General features: G+C 75.4%; 16 protein-coding genes. 5 read left to right on the top strand and 11 right to left on the bottom strand.

The annotated features are described in order from the left end of the window. Positions 1-99: 99 nt before the first annotated feature. Positions 100-927: a hypothetical protein gene (locus D7223_RS25940; RefSeq protein WP_120731069.1), complete on the bottom strand. Its 828-nt coding sequence runs from the start codon at positions 925-927 to the stop codon at positions 100-102. Positions 928-1,125: 198 nt separating this feature from the next. Here D7223_RS25940 and D7223_RS25935 point away from each other — a divergent pair, with 198 nt between their 5' ends. Continuing rightward, positions 1,126-1,332, top strand: coding sequence for a hypothetical protein (locus D7223_RS25935; protein WP_120731068.1), 207 nt, complete (start codon positions 1,126-1,128; stop codon positions 1,330-1,332). Positions 1,333-1,465: 133 nt separating this feature from the next. On the opposite strand, the gene D7223_RS25930 is transcribed toward D7223_RS25935, so the two are convergent. From D7223_RS25930 to D7223_RS25910, 5 genes are all read right to left on the bottom strand, one after another. Next, positions 1,466-2,935, bottom strand: coding sequence for a right-handed parallel beta-helix repeat-containing protein (locus tag D7223_RS25930; protein WP_120731067.1), 1,470 nt, complete (start codon positions 2,933-2,935; stop codon positions 1,466-1,468). 172 nt (positions 2,936-3,107) lie between these two features. After that, positions 3,108-5,201, bottom strand: a complete 2,094-nt coding sequence (locus D7223_RS25925) for an amino acid transporter (RefSeq protein ID WP_120731066.1) — start codon at positions 5,199-5,201, stop codon at positions 3,108-3,110. Positions 5,202-5,351: 150 nt separating this feature from the next. Further along, the gene (locus D7223_RS25920) at positions 5,352-5,753 is read right to left on the bottom strand and encodes a hypothetical protein (protein ID WP_120731065.1); all 402 of its coding nucleotides are present in this window, start codon (positions 5,751-5,753) and stop codon (positions 5,352-5,354) included. 515 nt (positions 5,754-6,268) lie between these two features. Beyond that, positions 6,269-7,039 carry a DUF5995 family protein gene (locus tag D7223_RS25915; RefSeq protein WP_120731064.1) on the bottom strand — a complete coding sequence of 257 codons (771 nt, stop codon included), beginning with the start codon at positions 7,037-7,039 and terminating at the stop codon, positions 6,269-6,271. A gap of 142 nt (positions 7,040-7,181) precedes the next feature. Next, positions 7,182-10,085: a helix-turn-helix transcriptional regulator gene (locus tag D7223_RS25910; RefSeq protein WP_120731063.1), complete on the bottom strand. Its 2,904-nt coding sequence runs from the start codon at positions 10,083-10,085 to the stop codon at positions 7,182-7,184. 195 nt (positions 10,086-10,280) lie between these two features. Here D7223_RS25910 and D7223_RS25905 point away from each other — a divergent pair, with 195 nt between their 5' ends. Then, on the top strand, positions 10,281-12,260 hold the full coding sequence (locus D7223_RS25905; RefSeq protein ID WP_202864701.1) for an adenylate/guanylate cyclase domain-containing protein: 1,980 nt from the start codon (positions 10,281-10,283) through the stop codon (positions 12,258-12,260). A gap of 104 nt (positions 12,261-12,364) precedes the next feature. Here the strand turns inward: D7223_RS25905 and paaI are convergent, their stop codons facing one another. From paaI to D7223_RS25890, 3 genes are all read right to left on the bottom strand, one after another. Beyond that, the gene (gene paaI / locus D7223_RS25900; protein ID WP_120731260.1) at positions 12,365-12,739 is read right to left on the bottom strand and encodes a hydroxyphenylacetyl-CoA thioesterase PaaI; all 375 of its coding nucleotides are present in this window, start codon (positions 12,737-12,739) and stop codon (positions 12,365-12,367) included. A gap of 29 nt (positions 12,740-12,768) precedes the next feature. Next, positions 12,769-14,076 carry a phenylacetate--CoA ligase PaaK gene (paaK, locus tag D7223_RS25895; RefSeq protein WP_120731062.1) on the bottom strand — a complete coding sequence of 436 codons (1,308 nt, stop codon included), beginning with the start codon at positions 14,074-14,076 and terminating at the stop codon, positions 12,769-12,771. Positions 14,077-14,230: 154 nt separating this feature from the next. Beyond that, a complete protein-coding gene (locus D7223_RS25890) occupies positions 14,231-15,208 on the bottom strand; it encodes a zinc-binding dehydrogenase (RefSeq protein WP_238162228.1) in 978 nt (325 codons plus the stop codon). Between the two features lie 206 nt (positions 15,209-15,414). Between D7223_RS25890 and D7223_RS25885 the strand changes: the two genes are divergently transcribed. The 3 genes from D7223_RS25885 to crcB are packed head-to-tail and all read left to right on the top strand — an operon-like array spanning position 15,415 to position 17,092. Continuing rightward, positions 15,415-16,173 (top strand): class I SAM-dependent methyltransferase, encoded by a 759-nt coding sequence (locus D7223_RS25885; protein WP_120731061.1) that lies wholly within the window; start codon positions 15,415-15,417, stop codon positions 16,171-16,173. Positions 16,174-16,211: 38 nt separating this feature from the next. Continuing rightward, positions 16,212-16,733 carry a fluoride efflux transporter FluC gene (locus D7223_RS25880; RefSeq protein ID WP_120731256.1) on the top strand — a complete coding sequence of 174 codons (522 nt, stop codon included), beginning with the start codon at positions 16,212-16,214 and terminating at the stop codon, positions 16,731-16,733. Beyond that, positions 16,730-17,092: a fluoride efflux transporter CrcB gene (gene crcB / locus D7223_RS25875; RefSeq protein WP_120731060.1), complete on the top strand. Its 363-nt coding sequence runs from the start codon at positions 16,730-16,732 to the stop codon at positions 17,090-17,092. Before D7223_RS25880 ends, crcB begins: the two co-directional genes overlap by 4 nt. A gap of 22 nt (positions 17,093-17,114) precedes the next feature. Here crcB and D7223_RS25870 read toward each other — a convergent pair whose 3' ends face one another. Both D7223_RS25870 and D7223_RS25865 read right to left on the bottom strand, forming a co-directional pair. Further along, entirely contained in the window at positions 17,115-19,616 is a 2,502-nt protein-coding gene (locus D7223_RS25870; RefSeq protein WP_120731059.1) for a glycoside hydrolase family 38 N-terminal domain-containing protein, read from the bottom strand. Further along, entirely contained in the window at positions 19,613-20,299 is a 687-nt protein-coding gene (locus D7223_RS25865; protein ID WP_120731058.1) for an N-acetylmannosamine-6-phosphate 2-epimerase, read from the bottom strand. Before D7223_RS25865 ends, D7223_RS25870 begins: the two co-directional genes overlap by 4 nt. Positions 20,300-20,302 lie beyond the last annotated feature (3 nt).

Below are 20,302 nucleotides of genomic sequence, written 5' to 3'. Positions count from 1 at the left end.
CACCCGGCCCGGACCCCGCGTGTCGCCACCGTGCCCGTGTTAAGCGGGGGCCCTTCCTCTACCGCAGGCGTTAAAGCGGGGGCCCTTCCTTACCCTCGATCAGACCAGGGCGGTCGCGTAGGACCGGGCCTTCAGACGTTGCCCAGCGGTGGGGCCGAGCCGCACCTGGAGGCCGAGCGGCGCGGCGGCCCGGCGCACGTCGTCGACGTGCAGCGAGCCGTGCCGGTCCACGGTGAGCACCGGCGGCTCCTCCGGGTCGCCCTCCGGGGCGTGGAAGGACAGCAGGGTCACCGACGTCGGCAGGTGCCGGGGGTACGCGCTGCGCGCCGCCGCCTCGTCCGGGTGCGCGAGCAGCACCAGGTCGGCGAGGTGACCGAGGTCGGCCAGGACGCCGGCGGCCTTCCAGTGCGCCGGCTCGTCCGGCGCGCCGGTGCGGTGCCGGGAGCAGTTCGCCGAGGTGATGTGCAGGTGGTCCAGCCCGATCTCGTCGAGCGCCCGGGCGAGGAAGCCGTTGGCGGGGCAGGCGGGCCCCGGCGCGATCACCTGGACGGTGCGGACCCCACGGTCGGTGCCGGTGAGGTGGGCCGGAAGCCGGTCGACGGCCGGTCCCCGGAAGCCGAACGGCCCGGCCCAGAACAGGGCGTCCATCAGCTGCCGCACCCGGCCCGCCGGTAGCCGGTGCGGCACGCGGGACCAGTCGAACAGCGCGGGGATCCTCCCGGCGACGGTGGTGACGCTGCCGGTCTGGTCGCCCGGGCGTCCCTTGGCCAGGTTGACCCGGCGGACGGTGTCGGCGTCGGGTCTGCTCACCAGGGCGTACATGTTGGCGAAGGCGGTGGCGACCACCGCGCCCGCGGCCAGCGCGTGGGCCGCCGTCGCGACGTGCGCGGGTCGGTCCAGGAACAGGTGCGGTGTCGGGGCGTCCATCAGTCCTCCTGCGCGTACCCCACAGTTCTACGCCCGCCCGGGGGCGCCACGCCGCGCTTCGTCGCGGATCCGATAGCGGCGTTCCCTGCGGGGTGGGCCGGACGGCAGCCGGGGGCCGGACCTCGTGACCGTTAGCGGCGAGTGCCGATTGGGTACAACCGGCAGCACCTCGATCCACCACAACCCTGGAGGCACACGATGCGCGGCACGTCGATATTCGGAGTCCTGGTCGTGATCTGGCTGTTGATCGGTGCCATCGCCGCTGGTCAGCGCGGCTACTACAGCGGCGACGACAAGAACTGCGCCGAGGCCGGCACCATCCTGGTGACCATCGTGGCCGGGCCGCTGAACTACATCGGCGCCAACCCGAAGGTCGACTGCGAACTCCCCCAGCCGTCCGAATAGGACCTCTGCGCCGCCCGGCCCGCGCCCACCCCGGCGCGGGCCCGTCCACATCCCGGCGGACCGCGTACGCACCGAGCCCGCCCGTGACGACGTCGAGGTCGCCGCGGGCGGGCCGGGGTGCCGGTGCCGTCGGTCAGCCGACGCAGGTGGCGACCGGGACCGTGCTGCCGGCGCAGTTGGTCGGCTGGTTGTCGGTGATGTCGGTCCGGTCGACCTTCACCCGGGCCTTGTCGACGAGGACACCGCCCGGCGCGAGCGTCGCCCGGTTTCCGACCACCGCGCTGGAGAACAGCGAGAGCTGTCCCTGGGTGGCGAAGATGCCGCCGCCCTGCGACTGCGGGTCGACCGCGCCGTTGTGCTTCACCGCGGTGCGGCGCACCAGCACATTCGACTTCTCGGCGTAGATCCCGCCGCCGTCGCCGACGGTGGTGTTGCCGGCGACCACGCTGTCGTCCAGCGGCACCAGGCCCTGGAAGGTGTAGATGCCGCCGCCGTTGCCGGTGGCCGTGTTGTCGCGGATCTCCATGCCGTTGAGGAAGATCAGCGCGTCGGAGTTGGCGATGCCACCGCCGGACTGGGCGGTGTTGCCGAGCACCTTGCTGTCGGCCACCCGGGTACGGGCGGAGTAGCTGGCCACCCCACCGCCCTGCCCGGCGGTGTTGTCGGCGAAGACGCTGTGGTCGACCTGCGCCGCGCCCCGGTAGTTGCCGAACCCGCCGCCGTAGGCGACCGCGCTGTTGTCCCGGAACGTCGACGACGCCAGGGTCAGCACACCGCCGTTGAGCAGGCCCCCGCCCTTGCCCGCGGCGCCGGTGGCGTGGTTGTCGACGAACGTGCTGTCCCGCACCACCATGTTGCCGTCGTTGAACATGCCGCCCCCGCCGCTGTCCGGGGAGAGGCTGGTGTTGCCCGCCACGGTGACGTGCTCGATGACCGCCGAGCCGCCGTGCACGACGTACAGGCTGCCGCCCTCGGCGGTGGACCGCCCGTTGGCCAGGGTCAGGTGGCGCAGGGTCAGCTCGCCACCGTCGCGGACGGTGAAGAGCCGGAAGGACTCGGCGTGCGCGGCACGGGCGATGGTGGCGCCCTCGCCGTCGATGGTGATCGGGTGGTAGACGAACGGCAGGCCGGACCGGTCGGCCGCCGGGTCGCGCGGCGGTGCCTCGGCGTCGCCCGGGTTCTCCGCGCTGTCCGCCGTCTCCCGGGCGTCGCGGATGCCGCCGTCGTACTCGTCGCGCTCGGCCAGGGCGTCGGTCAGCTCGTAGTGGCACTCCGACGCCAGCCGCAGGTGCGCGCCGCCCTCCGCGTTGGCGCGCACCAGCGCCGCGATCAGCTTCGCCGGGTCGCAGGGCACGTCGACCGCGTCACGGCGGTCCAGCCCGTGATCCGGGCGCTCGCGGTCGTCCCGGTCGTCCTGGCCGCCGTCGGCGCCGCGCGACGCCAGGGACGCCCGGTCCGCGGCGGGCCGGTCGGCCGCCACGGCGGCCACCCCGGCCAGCCCGGCCGCGCCGACCACCAGGCTGCCGGCGGCCAGACCGCCGGCCACCAGCCACCGGGACCGCCGCCGGGGTCGCGTCGCGGGCCGGTCGTCAGGTGTGAACATCGCTTCCTGCCTCTCCCTCGTACCTGCCGGGCACGCCCGGACCGGGCGCGCGGTCGCGGACGTCGCGTCCACCACCGAACGCCACCGTACGAGGATGAAACGGGCACCGTATGTGAAAGTGAGCAGACAACACTTTCGCGTACGGACGGGTCGGATCCCTCGGCGTGGCGGGTCAGCCGCCGACGTGGATCCCGGGCCGCCGGGCCGGATCCGGCTCGCTGCGCCGGATGATCTCGCGTACCACCGGCGGGGTGTCGCCCCGGCCGAGGATCAGGTATCGCAGCAGATGGGCGATCGGCCTGCCCTCGGACCACTCGAAGTGGGCGTGCGGCCGGACGCCGGTGACGTCGCGCAGCGCCAGCAGGATCGCCGCGATCGCGTTCGGCGCCGCCGGGCTCTCGGCGCGCAGCACCCGGAAGCCGCCCACCTCCACCCCGCGGACCCGCAGCACCTGGCTGAACCCGGACGGGTCGACCACCTCGATCTCCAGGAAGAGCACGTCGGCGGCACCCGGCACCGGGTTCATCCCGCGCTGCGTGCGCTCCTTGACCGTGTACTCCTTCCACGCGCTGGCCGCCGGCTTGTGGGCGATCAGGTGCAGCCGGCCGTCGTGCGCGACGGACTCGCCGACGAACCGCCGCGCCGCCTCGTCGAACTCGATCCGCTCGGCCCGCAGCTCGGTGGTGCGGGACACCCGGGAGATCAGTGAGACGGCGACGATGCCCAGGATGAACAGGCCGGAGATCGCGATGCCGTCCGGCTTGCGGATCACGTTCTCGGTCAGGGCGTACAACAGGACCAGGGTGAGCACGGTGAACCCGGTGGCCGCGCCGCGACGCCGGCCGCGCGCCGCGGAGATCGCGACCGCCACCGAGGCGGAGACCATCATCGCCAGGATCCCCGTCGCGTACGCCCCGGCCTGCGCGTTGACGTCGGCGCCGAACACCACCGTGATCGCGATGCTGACCAGGGTGTAGACGACCACCACCGGTCGTACCGCCCGCGCCCACTCCGGCGCCATGCCGTAGGTGGGCAGGTACCGGGGGACGATGTTGATCAGGCCGGCCATCGCCGAGGCGCCGGCGAACCAGAGGATGAGCACGCTGCTGATGTCGTAGACGGTGCCGAAGACCTCGCCGACCCGCTCGTGGGCCAGGTAGGCCAGGGCGCGGCCGGACGCCGCGCCGCCGGGGGCGAACTCCCGCTCGGGGATCAGCACGGTGGTGACGAACGTGGTCGAGATCAGGTAACCGCTCATGATCAGCGCGGCGGCGGCGAGCAGCCGGCGGGTGTTGCGGATCCGGGCGGCCAGCCGGGCCGGCCGGTCCGGTCCGGCCCCGGCGACCAGCGGCATCATGCTCACCCCGGTCTCGAAACCGGACAGGCCCAGCACCAGCAGCGGAAACGCCAGGACGGCGGTGAGGGCCACCTGGCCGGGGCTGCCACCGGCGGTCAGCGCGTCGGTCCAGTCGTCCAGCGTGCCCGGCTCGGCCACGATCGCGGCCACCCCGACCGCCACGATCACCGCGTTCAACGCGAGGAAGACGCCGACCAGCGGGATGGCCACCGCCACCGCCTCCCGGAAGCCGAGCAGGAACACCCCGCCCAGCACGAGCAGCAGCAGCACCGTCACGCCCACCGCCACGGCGGTGCCGCCGACCCCTTCGGGCAGCAGCGGGTTCTCCAACAGGTGCACGGTGGCGTCGGCGGAGGAGAGCGTGATCGTGATGATCCACGAGGTGGCCACGAAGCCGAGCAGCACCAGGACGAAGATCTTGCCGCGCCAGAACGGCAGCAGCCGCTCCAGCATGGCCACCGAACCCTGCCCGTGCGGGCTCTCCCGGGCCACCCGGCGGTACATCGGCAGCATGCCGAACAGGGTCAGCACGACGATCAGCAGGGTGGCCAGCGGGGAGAGCGCCCCGGCGGCGACCACCGCGATGCCCGGCAGGTACGACAGGGTGGAGAAGTAGTCCACCCCGGTCAGGCACATCACCTGCCACCACGGGTGGGTGCGGGCCTGCCCCTCCTCGGTCTCCGGGCCGACCGGCTGCACCCGGTGCACGAGGAGCCACCGCACCAGGCGACCCGGCGGCGGGGCGGGTCGACTCGGGCTCGGCACCGACGCCGGTACGACGACCGGCCGGCCGGCCCGGTCACCCGGGCCCCGCGGATCGCGCGCCGCCCGTACCTCCGGTCCCGGCCCGGCCGGCGGCCGGCGGCGCCCCCGCTGCCGGCGCGGTCGTTCCCCGCTCGCGTCACCCATGTCCCGTCCCCACCCCCGCGCGGTCCTGCCCCCGACGGTAGGTGCTCGGCCGATCACGTCCCGGCGGAACGGCCAACCACGGCGGCCCGGCAGCCAATCGGGGCGACGCGGCGACGGTACGGCGGCGGGGAGCGCCGGGCGCGGTCCCGGTCAGCCGGCGCTCGGGCCGGTCAGCGCGCGGCCCAGGTCGTCCGGGTCGACCACGGTCAGCGTGACCCCCGGGTGCCGGACCCACCGCCCGGGCAGCAGCGCGGGCACCGGTTCGACGAAGCGGACACAGAGGCCGGCGGCGGTGGAGCTGCCGAAGCTGACGCCCGCGTCGGCCATCGACAGGTGCGGGCCGATCACCCGCCACCAGCGGTACGGGCCGCCGCGCTCGACCCCGGCCACGTTGCTCCGCCGGGTCCGCAGCCGCCACGGCCCGAACCGCACCCGCACCTCGTCGGCGTCCACCCGCACCCAGGCGGTCTCCGGCCGTACGCCGAGCAGGCCCAGCAGTGGACGGAACGCCGGGTCGAACCGGAACGCGAAGGTCCGCGCCGGGCCGGTCACCGGCCGCCGCCGGGACCACCCCGCCGGGCGTCGCCCGGACGGGCCGGACGGGGACGGGCGGCGGGCCGTGGGCGGGGCCGGGTGACCGGCCGCCGGGACAGGTACGTCATGGCGCGCGCGTACCCGCTGCGCGCCGACCGACACCCCGAGCGGCGGTCGGCGTACCCGCCGCCGGGACGGCGAGGGCCACGGGCCGGACGCCTCCCCGTCGTCCGGCCCGTGGCCGTTCCCCCTTCGGCGGACCGGCGCCGCCCCCGTACGACGCCGGCCGTCCCCCACACCCGGCACCCCCCAGACGTGCCGAGCCTTCCCCCGTGTCCGGCGCCCCCAGCAGCACCGGTTTTCCCCCGTGCCCGGCGCCGCCCCCCGGCGGCGCCGGCCGCGTGACCGGCCCCGCTTCCCGACGGCGCCGGCCGATCCCCGGGACGGCGGTCCCCACCCCGTCCCGTGTCCTTCCCCCCAGGATGCGTCCCCGCGCCCCGCCCCGTTCGGGGCGCGGGGACCCCCCGTCCCGGCTACTGCAGGAACGCCCCGAGGGGCGAGAGCAGAAGCCGGCCGAGCCGCGCGGCGTTCTCGTCCAACCGCGTCCGCTCGCACTCGTGGGCGTCCGGATCGTGCCGGCACCGCCAGATCCGTTGCGCGTTGCGCCAGGCGACGTCGCGTGTGTACTCGACCAGTTCCCCCTGGTACCAGTCGTCGATGTCGCCGTTGAGCATGTCGATCAACAACTGCCACCGGTCCAGGTAGCCCCGGCGCAGACCGGGGATCTTGTCGGCGAAGATGTCGTTGATCTCCAGGTAGTCCCGGTGCTGGTCGGTGTTGTCGACCGGCTCGGACTCCAGACTGTCGAAGGTGGTCACCAGGGCGAACGGCAGGTCGTAGTTGATGTGGGCGTTCACCCCGGCCGCCGCCGACGGCAGTGGCCGGGCGTCCGGGCCACGCATCCGCTCGAACAGGCAGGACCACGCCCGGGGCGTGCCCGGGTTGGCGTCGGTCCACAGTCGCATCGCGTCGAAGTAGCGGGCGGCGAACTCCACGTCCAGACGGGACAGGAAGACCGGGTCGGAGAAGCGGTCGTCGTACAGGCCGTTCAACACGCTCTCGGTGATCGTCAGGTAGAGCTTGTTGAAGTCGGCCAGCGGGCAGCTCTCCTCGAGCGGCGGCAGGCGCACCAGGAGATCCTGGAGCTTGGTGAGGTGATCGACCACAGCGGGCACGTCGGCCGGCCGGTCGGCGAGCAGGTCGACGATGTCCCGGTGCACGGGCCCCCAGACCGGTTCGGCCATTAGTCACTCCTCCACGATGCTCCGCGACACCCCCGTGCCGTCGGCGACGCAGCACAGCCTTCCAGCCGGCGACCGCCGGCCGGATCAGTAGAACGACGTATACGTACCGACCGGCGTAGCGGATCGGCCCGGCACCGACCTCTCAGGACGATCGGTTACGCAGGAAGATGGCGCTGGCCTGGACCCGGGTCCGGACCTGGAGTTTGTCGAAGATGTGCGACACGTGCACGCCGATGGTCCGCTCGCTGATGAACAGCCGCTGGCCGATCTCCCTGTTGGTCAGACCCTCGGCCACCGCGGCGAGCACCTCGCGCTCCCGGGCGGTCAGGACCGCCAGCTCGTCGCGGTCCGCGCCACCGGTCGCGGCGGCCGCCGCGGCCGGTCCGGTCCGCTCCTCCAACGACACCCGGGCGCGACCGGCGAGGGTACGGATCTCCGAGGTCAACGGCACCGCGCCGAGCGCCTGCGCCACCTGGTAGGCCTGCCGCAGCAACGCCGCCGCGGTCGCGCTGCGGCTGCGCCGGGCCAGCAACGCCTCGGCCTGCCGCAGCCGGGAGTACGCCGCCGGGTAGGGGTGGTTGCGCCGGTCCCACTCGGCCACCGACCGGGCCCACAGCTCCGGGTCGCTGCCGTCGAGCCGACTCACCTCCGCCGCGCAGAGCGCCAGGAACCCGTCGACCACACTGCGGACCGGACGGACCGCGCCGGCGCTGCGGCGGGCCACCCGCTCGGCGACCCCGCGCAGCCGCCGCACCGCCGTCTGGTCGACCTCCACGGTCCGGCTGGCGTGCGCCTCGGCCTCCGCGCGCAGCCCGTGCCAGACCAGCGCCGCCACGATCGCCCCGTCGTCGGACCGGCTCTCGGTCAGGCCCCGCTGCACCGCCTGCCGGGCGAGGTCGTGGCGGCCCTGCCACATGGCCAGCCCGGACCGCAGGGTGAGCAGCGGAAGGACGTGCCGCGCGCCGCCCCCGGCGAGCACCGTGGCGACGGCGTCCAGGTCCCGGTCGGCGGCCTCGATGTCGCCGTAGCCCACCGACAGTCGGCACCGGGCCAGCAGCAGCTCCACCGCGTCCGCCCCGGACGGGCGGTGCCGCAGCGCCGCGGCGACGACCTTCTCCGCCTCGGCCCACTGGCCGACCCGGAACAGGCCGTTGGTGGCGATGGCCAGCAGCCGGGTCTCGTACGTGCGACCCAGCCCCAGCTCGGCGACCCGCTCGGCGCCCCGGCGGGCGACCACCACACCCTCCTCCAGGATGTTCAGCGGGCCGGTCAGCAGCTCCGCCAGGTGCAGGTACGCGCAGGCCACGTCCTCCGGGCGGCCGGCCCGCTCGGCGGTCTCCAGGGCCTGGCGCATCACCGCCAGCCCGGCGTCCGGGTCCTCCAGGTAGGCCTCGGAGAAGCCCAGCGCGGCGCTGGCCAGCACCACCTCGCTGGTGGAGCCCTCCACCGCCGCGGACAGCTTCAGCGCCTCCCGGGCCCGGTGGCCGGCGTCGGCGTACCGGCCGAGGTGCAGCAGCAGCTCCGCCAGGTGGGCCGCCGCGGTGGCCCGCTCCGCCGGGGTGCAGTCGGCGAGGTCCAGCGCCCGCTGGTATTCCGCCTCGGCGAGCGCGGACCGGCCGGCGGCGGCGAGGTAGCGGGCCCGCTGGATGTGCAGGCCGCAGGCCGGCCGGCCGGCGTCGGACGCGGCCAGCTCCTCCAGCAGGGTCAGCGCCCGGGCGTGTTCGCCGCAGTGGTGCGCGGCCTCGGCGGCCCGCTCCAGCAGGGTGACCCGGCTCGTCTCCGGCGGCCCGCCGGTCGTCGCCCCGGCCAGCTGCAACGCGGTCGACCAGTGTCGGTGCGCCTCGGCGTAGCCGTGCAGCCGCTCCGCCTCCTTGGCGGCGGCGACCGCCGCCGGCAGCGCCCGGGCCGGCTCGCCGGCCAGCCGCCAGTGGTGTGCCAGCCGGGCCTGGTGCAGGTCGGCCGGCGCGGCGGTCAACGCCTCGGCGTAGCGGCGGTGCAGGGCGGCCCGTTCGGCGGGCAGCAGCTCGTGCTCCAGCACCTCGGCCACCAGCCGGTGTCGCAGCCGGTAACCGTCGTCCGCGCCGACCAGCAGCCGGTGCGCGACCGCCGCGCGGACCGCCTCGATCAGCTGGTCCTCGGGCAGCCGGACCACGTTGGCCAGGAGCCAGTGCTCGACCGGCTCCACCCCGGCGGCGACGGCGTGCACGACGGTGTGGGCGTGCTGGGGCAGCGCGTCCACCCGGGACAGGAAGATCTCCCGCAGGGTGTCGGAGAGACCGTCGCGGCCGTCGCGCACGTCGCGGGCCAGCTCCTCCACCACGAACGGGTTGCCGCCGCTGCGCCGCCAGACCTGCTCGGCGGCCTCGGGGGACAGCGGCCGGCCGACCACCGCCGCGGCCAGTTGCTCGGTGCCGGCGCGGTCCAGCGGCGCCAGGTCGAGCACCCGGACCGTCCGCAGCCGGCGCAGCTCGGTCAGCACCCGGCGCAACGGGTGCGCGCCCTGCAACGATTCGGCGCGGACCGCGGCAAGCACCGACAGTTGCAGGTCGCCCAGGCCGGCGAGCAGATAGAGCAGCAGTTGCCGGGTGCTCCGGTCGACCCACTGGAGGTCGTCCAGGACCAGCACCAGCGGGCGGCCCTCGGCGATCAGGTGCAGGCCCCGGGACACCCGTTCCAGCAGCGCACCGGCGCCGTCCGGTCCGGCGGTCTCGTCGGCGAACATCTGCAACAGCCCCCGGACCGCCGACGACGTCCGGGCGTGCGAGGTGGTCAGCTCCCCGTCGAAGCGGCGCAACGCCTGCAGCAACGGGTGCAGCGGCGACGCGTCGCCGATGTCGAGGCAGGTGCCGGTGAGCACCAGGGCACCACCGTCGCGCAGCCGGGCGCCGATCTCACGCAGCAGCCGGGTCTTGCCCACACCGCTCTCGCCGGTGAGGAAGACCGCCGCGGTGCTCCCCTGGGCGACCTCGTCCAGCAGCGCGGAGCGTACGGCCGCCACCAGGTCGGCCCGGCCGACGAGCGGTGCGGTGTCCACATCGCTGGCCATGGCTCGCAGCCTAGTCACTGGTCCCCGCGCCGCTCTACAGGTCTTTCGGCCCTGTGGTACTCCTCGCGTCGACATTGCGACCAAAGGTTGCGCGAAGCCGACATACGTCGTTCGGCAGATCCCCTCCTCGGCCCACGGTGACACTCTCGCCGCAGTCGACGGCCACCAACGGGGGGAAAGGCGGGTGGGATCTGTATGCACACCATCATCGCTGGTCCGGGGCAGGACACCGGCCGGGGCGGCACCATCGTGGTGCCGGTTCCGGACCCCTGGTGCGCCCTCCCCCGCTGGCCGGTGCCCGAGGAGAGACGGACGGTCACCGTCCTGTTCGCCGACATCGTCGGGTCGACCGCGCTGGTCGACCGGCTCGATCCGGAGGACGTCCGGCGGCTGCAACACGCCTACTTCGACACCGTGAGCGGGGTGCTGGGCCGCTGGCGGGGCGTCGTGGAGAAGTACATCGGCGACGCGGTCATGGCGCTGTTCGGTGCCCGGGAGTCCGACGGGCACGACGCGTACCGGGCGGTGCGGGCGGCCCTGGAGATCCAGCGGGTGCTCGACGGCCGTCCCCTGGCCGGGGCGCCCACCCTGCGGGTGCGGGTGGGGGTGGCCACCGGCGACGCGGTGGTCGACCTCGCCGCCGCCCGCGACGGCGGCCACGGCGCGGCCAGCGGCGCGGTGATCACCCTGGCCGCCCGCCTCCAGGAGTACGCGCCACCGGGCGGCGTGGCGCTCTGCTCCGCCACGCACCGGGCCACCAGGGGACTGATCGCGCAGCGGCCGGTGCCGGGAGTCACCGTGGCCGGCAAGCCACTCCCGCTGGACGTGTGGCACGCCGCGGGGGTGTGCGACCCGGCTCCGGCACACCATCCGGGCCCGCACATCGGCCGTCGGCGGGAACTCGCCGGCGCCCGCGAGCTGCTGCTGCGTACCGTCCGGGAACGACGCCCGCGCTGGCTGTCGGTGGTCGGACCGGCCGGCAGCGGTCGCAGCCGGCTGCTGCACGAGCTGCGCCGGGCGGTCGCGACGGTGGACGGCGTACCGGTGCGGTGGCTCGTCGGGCACTGCCCGCCCGGCCCGTCGCCGGCCCTGGGGACCGTCGCGGACCAGGTCCGCGCGTTCGCCGGCGTCCGCGCCGGTGAGGCGGCCCCGGCGGTACGGCGACGGCTCACCGCGGCCCTGGACGGGCTCGTGCCCGCCGCGCGGCGCACCGAGGCGGTGTACGCCCTGGAGGGGCTGCTGGACGCGCCGGACACGACGACCGACGCCTCGCGGGGGGCGGCGGTGTGGCGGGAGGTGCTGCTGGCGGTCGCCGCCCGGCAGCCGGTGGTGGTGGCGGTGGACGACCTCGACCGGGCCACCGACGGGCTGCACCGCTTCCTGCGCGACCTGTACCGGGCGGCCACCGCGCGGGCGGTGCCGCTGGCCGTGGTGGGGCTGCACGGTCCGGAGTGGGCGGACCCGTTGCCCGACCCGGCCGACCGGCGCTGCCGGGTGTCCTTGCGTCCGCTGCGCGCGGTGGAGACCGGCCGGTTGCTGCGGCACCGCCTCACCCACGCCGGCCAGCCGGTGACCCTGGTCGACGCGCTGCTGCCGCTGGTGGCGGGCAGCCCCGGCCGGGTCGCCGCGTACGTCGACGCGCTCGCCGACGGCTCGTCGCCGCTGGCCGTGGCGGCGTCCCCCGGTGGCGGGAGCCTGCCCGGTGGGCTCGCCGGGCCGGTCCGGCTGCCGGTGCCGGAGGCGGTACGCCGGACCGTCGACGCCCGGCTGGACCGGCTCGACGGCGTGCAGCGCGCGGTGCTGATGGTCACCGCCACCGTCGGCGCGCCGGTCGCCGCCGCGACGGTCGACCACCTGCTCGGCTGGACCCCCGGACGGGCCGTCCCGGTGCTGCGCGCGCTGGTCGTCGGGGGCCTGCTGCGGGTCGACCCGACCGGTGGGCACACACCCGTCGACCCGGTGGTACGTCGAATCACGTATCAGCGGCTCACCCGCGCGACGCGCGCCGTGTTCGCCGCCCGGCTCGCCGACACGCCCGCCCCGCCGGTGACCGCCCCGCCGGTGACCGCCCCGGTGCGGGAGCCGCGCGGCCCGCGGTCGTGGACCAACGAGGGGCGCAACCGGAGCCGGTACGCCGTCGAAGGTCCGGTGCCGTTACGGCCGGCCGCCGCCTGACGCGGTCAGCTGGTGATGATGATCGTTGACGCGCCGGCTGGCCGACCCGCGGGAGGTCCGACAGCCGGGGCGTCGACGATCATCGGGTCGGCCGGGCCCGGCGGTCACCCGCCGTTCAGGGTGCGGCTGCGGCCCCGGAACTCGGCGACCACCTCGCCGTCCGCCCGGGTCACCGTGACGTCGTAGATGCCGCTGCGGCCGTACCGGGTGCGCTCGGCGGCCCGGGCGACCAGCAGGTCACCGGCGTATGCCGGCCGGACGAAGGTGATCTCGCCGCCGGCGGCGACGGTGACCGGCCCGTGGCTGTTGCAGGCCAGCGCGAAGGCGGTGTCGGCGAGCAGGAACACGAAGCCGCCGTGGGCGATGGCGTGGCCGTTGACCATCGCGTCGGTCACCCGCATCCGGGCCACCGCCGCGCCGTCGGCGGCCGCCACCAGCTCGACGCCCAGACCACGCGACGCGGTGTCGGCGGCGAACATGTCGTACGCGGCGTTGCCGCCGGGCGCGCTCACCCGTCCCGCCGCCGGTCCACGACGCGACGCATCTTGCCCATCGAACGTTCCACCCCGTCCGGCGCGGTCACCTCGACCGTCACGCTCACCCCGACGGTGTTCTTCACCAGCCCGGCCAGCTCGACGCCGGCGGCCTCCGCGGCGTCGGCGTCCACCCCGGACCGCCGCTCCACCCGCACGGTCAGCGTGTCCAGCCGGCCCTGCCGGCCCAGCACGCACTGGAAGTGCGGGGAGAGCTGGGGCGCCCGCAGGATCAGCTCCTCGATCTGGGTCGGGAAGACGTTCACCCCACGGACGATCATCATGTCGTCGGTCCGGCCGGTGATCTTCTCGATCCGGCGCATCGGCCGCGCGGTTCCGGGCAGCAGCCGGGTCAGGTCGCGGGTGCGGTAGCGGACGACCGGCATCGCCTCCCTGGTCAGCGAGGTGAGCACCAGCTCACCCTTCGCCCCGTCCGGCAGCACCGCGCCGCTGACCGGGTCGATGATCTCCGGATAGAAGTGGTCCTCCCACAGGTGCAGCCCGTCCTTGGTCTCCACGCACTCGGTGGCCACCCCGGGCCCCATCACCTCCGACAGGCCGTAGATGTCGACCGCGTGCAGGTCGAGACGGCGTTCCAGCTCGCCGCGCATGTCCTCGGTCCACGGTTCGGCACCGAGGATCCCGACCCGCAGCGAGGTCGCCGCCGGGTCGATCCCCTGGCGTTCCATCTCGTCCACGATGGCCAGCAGGTAGCTGGGGGTGACCATGATGACCTCGGGCTCGAAGTCCCGGATCAGGATCACCTGCCGTTCGGTCATCCCGCCGGAGACCGGGATGACGGTGCAGCCCAGTTCCTCGGCGCCGTAGTGCGCGCCGAGGCCGCCGGTGAACAGGCCGTAGCCGTACGCGACGTGCACCCGGTCGCCGGGGCGACCGCCGGCGGCGCGGATCGACCGGGCCATCAGTCGGGCCCAGGTACGCAGGTCCGCGGCGGTGTAGCCGACCACGGTGGCCCGGCCGGTGGTGCCGGAGGAGGCGTGCAGCCGGGCGATCCGCTCGCGGGGCACGGCGAACATCCCGAACGGGTAGCTGTCCCGCAGGTCCGCCTTGCCGGTGAACGGGAAACGGGCCAGGTCGGCCAGCTCCCGGCAGTCGTCAGGGTGGACGTCGGCGGCGGCGAAGGCCCGCCGGTGGTGCGGCACGTTGTCGTACGCGTGCCGCAGCGCCCGGCGCAGCCGGTCCAGTTGCACGGCGCGCAGCTCGTCGACGCTCGCCCGCTCGATCGCGTCGAGCTGCTCCGGCAGCGGCGTCCGGTCCTCCATGGGCGGCCTCCTGCCGGCGACGGGGGCACGGGCGACCCCCGAGGCCACCCGGTACGGCGGGGCCGGCGCCGACGCCGATCTTGGTACCGTACGCCCGCCCGGTGGCCGGCACCACCGGCGGCCGGCCGCGACCCCCACCGGACCCGGCGCACCGTCAGACGGTGAGCAGCGCCTTGCCGAGCGCGGTGCGTTGCTCCAGCGCCCGGTGCGCGTCGGCGGCCCGGTCCAGCGGGAAGGTCTGGCCGACCAGGGGCGTGATCCGCCCGGCCGCCGCCGCGTCGAGCGCGGACCGCAGGTGCCGACGGGCCTGCTCCGGCGCGAACTGGAGGTCCGCGATCCCGGTGACGGTGACCCGCCGGGCCGTCGCGGCGGCCGGATCGGGTGTGGCGAACTCGCCGGCGGGGGTGCCGTGTGCGGAGAACCGGCCGCCCGCGCGGAGCAGGTCGAACGCGGCCCGACCGTACTCGCCGCCGGCGCCGTCGAAGACCACGTGCACCCCACCGGTCAGCGCACGCACCCGTTCGGTCCAGCCGGGCGTGGTGTAGTCCACCACCGCGTCGGGCGCGAAGCGTCCCAGGGCGTGCCGCTTCGCGGCGCTCCCGGCCGCCGCGACGACGAAGGCGCCGGCGGCGCGGGCCCCCTGGACCAGCAGCGCACCCAGGCCGCCGGCCGCGGCGGTGACCAGCACCCGGTCGCCGGGGTGGACCGGCACCTGGTCGAGCAGCCCGTAGGCGGTGGTGCCGTCGTGCAACAACGCCGCCGCGTCGGTCAGCGACACCCGGTCCGGCACCGCGACCAGGGCGTCCACCGGCACCACGGCCCGCTCCAGGTAACCGCCGCGTTCGTCGGTGCGGGCCACCACCCGGCGGCCGACCCAGGCCCGGTCGACCCCCGCGCCGACCGCGCCGACCGTCCCGGCCACCCCGACCCCGGGCCGGTACGGCGGCACCACCGGGAAGTACGGCCCGCCGTGGCCGCGCCGGATCATCGTCTCCACCCAGAGCACGTCGGCGGCGGCCACCTCCACCAGTGCCTCTTCCGGCCCGGGCACCGGATCCGGCGCCTCGGACACGGTCAGCACCTCGGGTCCCCCGAACGTCGCCACCTCGATCACCCGCACGTCACCCTCCATCACTCGTCGTCCGTCGTCCGTCGTCCGGATCAAGGCTCGGAGGTGAAGTCGGGTTGAGGTCAAGTCGCGGGTTCGAGGAGCGTGGGGGCCGGGACGGTCCGTCCCGGCCCCGCACGCCGATCATCGCGTTGCCAGCTTCTCGCAATTGCAAAAGATTGGCAAGAAGGTCTGGACAGGATTCCGTTTATGTAACTAGCCTGCTCGTCATGACTCCTTACAGTTTGGCCGCGGTGGCATGGCAGGAGAGCTGGGACCGCCAGCAGGAGGCCTATATGCCCGACCGCGAGCACCGGTTCGCGGCGATGCTCGACGCGGTGGACGCGGTGTGCGACGACGGCCCGCCGCGGTTGCTCGACCTGGCCGGCGGGACCGGCAGCATCTCGGCCCGCGCGCTACGCCGCTTCCCCGACGCCGAGGTGACCCTGGTCGACCTCGACCCGGCGCTGCTCGCCCTGGCCCGGGGCTCCCTCGGTGACCGGGTGGCCATCCGCACCGCCGACCTGAACACCCCCGACTGGCGCGACGGCCTGCCGCACCGCGGGTACGACGCCGTGCTCACCGCGACGGCGCTGCACTGGCTGGCCGCCGACCGGCTCACCGTGCTCTACGCCGAACTGCGCGAGCTGCTGCGCCCGGGTGGCATCCTCGTCAACGCCGACCACATGCCCGACGACACGCTGCCCGGACTCGGCAAGCGACTGCTCGACCGGGCCCGCGACCGGCGCGCGGCCCGGTACGCCGCCGGCGCGGCCCTCACCTGGGCGCAGTGGTGGGACCAGGCCGCCACCGACCCGGACCTGGCCCCGCTGGTCGCCCGTCGCCGCGAGATCTACCCGACCGGGCACAGCCCGGAGTGGAACCCGCCGGTCTCGTGGCACCTGTCCGCCCTCACCGCCGCCGGTTTCACCGAGGTCGGCACCGTGTGGCGGGGCGGCACCGACGCGGCGGTCGTCGGGGTCCGCTGAGCCGCGGGGCCGGCCCGTCCGCCGGTAGGCTGGCCGGCGTGAGCAGGCCCGTCGACGGCGGTCGGGGCGGGAACACCGCCCGGCCGGACCAGCGCGTCGACCCCGACGTCGACCTGCGACTCCCCGCCGACCGGGGCGAGCTGGCCGCCCACCCCGGCGGGGTGCTCGGCACGGTGGCCGCCGGCGGGGCACTCGGCGCGCTGGCCCGGGCCGGCGTCGCGTACGCCGTGCCGCACCAGCCGGCCGCCTTCGGGTGGGCCACGTTCGCGGTGAACGTCAGCGGGTGCTTCCTGATCGGCGTGCTGATGGCGGCGCTGCCCCGGATCGGTCGGGGCCGGCCCCTGCTGCGGCCGTTCCTCGGTGTCGGGGTGCTCGGCGGCTACACCACCTACTCCACCTACGCGGTCGACGTGCAGCGGGCGTTCGCCGCCGGCGCGCCGGTCACCGCCCTGGCGTACCTGGGGGCGACCGTGGTCGGCGCGCTGCTCGCGGTCTGGCTCGGCGACACCGCGACCGGCCGCCTGCTGCACGCCGCCGACCAGGCCGGGGGCCGGCGGTGACGGTCCTGCTCATCGCCCTGGGCGCGGCCGTCGGGGCGCCACTGCGCTACCTCACCGACCGGGCGGTGCAGGCCCGGTTCGGCGCGGCGTTCCCGTGGGGCACGCTCGTCGTGAACGTCGCCGGGTCGCTGCTGCTCGGGTTCCTCGCCGCGCTGCCGGTCGGGCCGGCCCTGGGCGCGCTGCTCGGCACCGGCCTGTGCGGGGCGCTGACCACCTACTCGACCTTCGGCTACCAGACGCTGCGCCTGACACGCACCGGGCACCGCCGCCGCGCCCTGGCCAACGTCCTGCTCAGCGTGACCGCGACCCTGGCCGCCGCCACCGCCGGCGCGACCCTGGCCCAGAGCCTGACCCGCTGACCCCCACCCCGGGTCGGGGGTGTCAGGTGGTGCGCAGGGTGTGGGTGGCGTAGGGAGCCATGGGGATCCGGGTCGGGTCCACGGTGCCGCCGGTCGGTTCCTCCGCCAGGTCGCACTCGGTCCACCGGGCCTCGACACCGGAGATCCGGGCCACCGTCGGCGCCGCCGTGGGGTTGACCAGCCGGAGCACCACACCCTCGCCGTCCTCGGCCGGCTTGTACGCCGACACCAGCGCGCCGTCCACCCGCAGCCCGCTCACCGGCGCGGGCGTGGGCCGGCCGGGTCGCAGCTGGTACGCGCGCAGCGGCGCGCGCCGCCGGGCCGCCGCGCCGGCGAGGGTCGCCTCGTCGGTGTCCAGGCGTACGCCGACCGAGGCGGAGACCCGGCGGTGGCACTGCGCCTCGGGCGTGCGCAGCTGCGGGCCGGCACCGGCGGTACGGGCCCGCAGGTCGGGGCGGGACAGCCAGCCGACCGCCCGCAGGATCGTCACGGCCAGCGCCGGCCGTCGCCCGCGGATGCCCTGCACCTCCGGCAACCCGGGGGCGAGTACCGCCAGGCCGGGCAGCACGGACAACGACCGGACCGGGGCGACCCCGGCGTCGGCCTCGTGGCCGCGCTCGGTGGGCAGCGGCCCGAGTGGCTCCTTCAGCGGCCGCTCCAGCATGCTGAAGTGGGTGTCGGCGTGCCACGTGGTGGCGGCGACGTCGGTCGGGAAGTGCGCCTGGATCCGGTGGTCGTCGGCGGTGTTGTCGAACTCGACGTGCCAGTCCAGCTCGGGGACGTCGCCCCACAACGTGGCGGTGATCGTCAACGGCAGCACCACGCGCTCGGCGGCTCGGGCGGTGCGGTCGGCGCTCAGCCCGGTGGGCACGTCCAGATCGGCGCGCACGACGAGGCGGGACGCGACGTCGCCGTGGTGGACCCGGACGTCGCGGAGCACCGGCACGACGACCTCGTCGGTCACCGGCGGGTCGTAGGTGTAGGTGTCGCCCGCGTCGCCGACGTCCACCAGCCGACCGAGCCCGCCGAGGGTACGCCCGGAGGCGGCGTCGACCAGGGTGAACGAGGCGTCGTCGGCGACGGTCAGCGTCCAGTCGCCCCGGGTCACGGCACGACCCGGCACACCGACGGGCGGCGCGGGCGGCTCACCCGGTGCGACGGTGGCCGTCCAGCCGGTCCAGCCGCCGGCCGGGACGTCGGTGGCGACCGCGGTGATCCGGTGCCGCACCGTCTGCCTGGTGTCCGGAAGGATGTCCAGGTCGGCGCAGAACAGCGGGGTGGACTCCACCTCGCGCACCTCGTACGGGATCTCGGCGCCGGCCGCGTCGCGTAGGGCGGTGACGGTGTGTCCGGGCGCGGTGTGCACGTCCACGGTGACCGGGCCGGTGCTCGGGGCGGCGTGCGCGTTGAGCACCACGATCGCGGCGGCGTCGGTGACCGGGTCGCCGGCCAGCCGGGTGTCCAGGCCCAGGTCGAGCAGCGCCCGCTCGACCAGGTGCTCACCGACCTGGGTGACCCGGGCGAAGCGGACCTCGTTCTCCCGGTGCACCTCGTCGACCGAGCAGCCGCAGATCGAGTCGTGCGGGGCGTTCTCCAGCAGCAGGTTCCAGGCGTGCCGGAGCAGCCCCGCCGACGAGGTCCGGCCGGCCCGGACGGTCAGCGGCTCGGCCCACGCCTCCAGCAGCGTCTCCGCCGCCGCGTTGGCCTGCTTCAGATACAGCCGGGTGGAGAGCGTACCGGCCAGCACGAACGTCAGCCAGTCGCCCGGGTAGCGCAGCTCGCCGGTGACCACCGCGTCGTCGCCGACCCGGTCCCGGATCCGGCCGAAGTACCCGGCCAGGGTGTCCTCGGTGGCGGCGAGCCCGGCCGGCAGTGGCCGGGGCGCGAGGTGGTCACCGCCGTTGAGCAGCAGGTACGGGCCGTCGGCGTCGCGGGCGGCCTGCTTCGCGCGGAACGCGTCGAGCTTCTCCGGCGCACCGGCGGCCTCCCAGAGCACCTCGGGCTCGTAGTAGCCCTGGTTGACCGCGGTGACGGTCGAGGAGTCCGGGGAGCGCCAGGTGAACCGGGCGTGCTCCGGCGGCGCGCCGCGCCACACCAGGGCGGTGTCCAGACCGAAGCCGCGCAGCACCCGGGGCAGGTCGGCGGGGTGGCCGAAGGCGTCCGGGCAGTAGCCGATGGTGGCCAGCGGCAGGCCCAGGTCGGCGGCGACCCGGCGGGCGGTCAGCAGGTTGCGGATCAGGTTCTCGCCGGAGACCAGCTGGTTGTCGGCGAGCACGTGCCAGGGGCCGACCTGGAGACGGCCGGCGGCGCCGTGGGCGCGTACCCGCGCGGCCAGGTCGGGCCGGACGGCGAGGGCGTCCAGCGCGGTGATCGTCTGCCCGTCCAGGTGGAACCGGCCCAGTTCACCGGCGTCGAGCTGGTCGCAGATCCGCTCGACCAGCTCGGCGAGGCGGGCCCGGAAGGACTCCATCGGCCGGTACCACTCGCGGTCCCAGTGGGTGTGGTGGACGACATGCACGGTCATGACAGCTCCCGGGAGGTGAGGAGGGCGGCGGCGAAGCGGCCGGTGACCACGGCGGGCCGGGTGATGGCGGTGCCCACGACGACCGCGTGGGCGCCGCGCCGCAGCGCCTCGGCGGCCTCCTCGGGGGTGTTGATCCGCCCCTCGGCGACCACCGGCACGTCGAGCCGCGCGGCCAGCGCGCCGACCAGGTCCAGGTCGGGGTCGTGCGGCACCGCCCCGCCGGTGTAGCCGGACAGCGTGGTGCCGACCAGGTCGACACCGGCGGCCACCGCCGCGTCGGCGTCGGCGACGCTCGCCACGTCCGCCATCACCAGGACGTCGTACCGGGCCCGGACGGCGGCCACCGTCGCGGCCAGGGTGCGCCCGTCCGGCCGGGGCCGGGTGGTGCCGTCGAGCGCGACGATGTCCACGCCGGTCTCGGCGACCGCGAGCGCGTGACCGAGGGTGGGGGTGATGTAGACACCGGAGGCGCCGTCCTTCACCAGCCCGATCAGTGGGGTGTCCGGCAGCGCCGCGCGCAGCGCCCGCAGGTCCCGTACCCCCTGGGCCCGGATACCGGCCGCGCCGCCGCACCGGGCCGAGCGGGCCAGCGCGACCATGTGCGCCGGGTCGTCCAGCGGCTCGCCCGGATCGGCCTGGCAGGAGACCACCAGCCGGCCGCGAATCTCGTCGAGAACGCTCATGCC

Origin of the sequence: Micromonospora endolithica, assembly GCF_003626595.1 — a bacterium.
GTDB classification, from domain to species: Bacteria; Actinomycetota; Actinomycetes; order Mycobacteriales; family Micromonosporaceae; genus Micromonospora; species Micromonospora endolithica.
The sequence above is the reverse complement of the archived record's forward strand: the minus strand, read 5'-3'. Positions and strand labels throughout refer to the sequence as shown.

Coding starts and splice junctions, on each gene's coding strand:
- D7223_RS25925 (WP_120731066.1), bottom strand. CDS start 5,201: ATGGGTGACGCGAGCGGGGAACGACCGCGCCGGCAGCGGGGGCGCCGC.
- D7223_RS25910 (WP_120731063.1), bottom strand. CDS start 10,085: ATGGCCAGCGATGTGGACACCGCACCGCTCGTCGGCCGGGCCGACCTG.
- D7223_RS25870 (WP_120731059.1), bottom strand. CDS start 19,616: ATGACCGTGCATGTCGTCCACCACACCCACTGGGACCGCGAGTGGTAC.
- D7223_RS25935 (WP_120731068.1), top strand. CDS start 1,126: ATGCGCGGCACGTCGATATTCGGAGTCCTGGTCGTGATCTGGCTGTTG.
- D7223_RS25930 (WP_120731067.1), bottom strand. CDS start 2,935: ATGTTCACACCTGACGACCGGCCCGCGACGCGACCCCGGCGGCGGTCC.
- D7223_RS25940 (WP_120731069.1), bottom strand. CDS start 927: ATGGACGCCCCGACACCGCACCTGTTCCTGGACCGACCCGCGCACGTC.
- D7223_RS25905 (WP_202864701.1), top strand. CDS start 10,281: ATGCACACCATCATCGCTGGTCCGGGGCAGGACACCGGCCGGGGCGGC.
- D7223_RS25915 (WP_120731064.1), bottom strand. CDS start 7,039: ATGGCCGAACCGGTCTGGGGGCCCGTGCACCGGGACATCGTCGACCTG.
- paaK (WP_120731062.1), bottom strand. CDS start 14,076: ATGGAGGACCGGACGCCGCTGCCGGAGCAGCTCGACGCGATCGAGCGG.
- D7223_RS25885 (WP_120731061.1), top strand. CDS start 15,415: ATGACTCCTTACAGTTTGGCCGCGGTGGCATGGCAGGAGAGCTGGGAC.
- paaI (WP_120731260.1), bottom strand. CDS start 12,739: ATGTTCGCCGCCGACACCGCGTCGCGTGGTCTGGGCGTCGAGCTGGTG.
- D7223_RS25865 (WP_120731058.1), bottom strand. CDS start 20,299: ATGAGCGTTCTCGACGAGATTCGCGGCCGGCTGGTGGTCTCCTGCCAG.
- D7223_RS25890 (WP_238162228.1), bottom strand. CDS start 15,208: ATGGAGGGTGACGTGCGGGTGATCGAGGTGGCGACGTTCGGGGGACCC.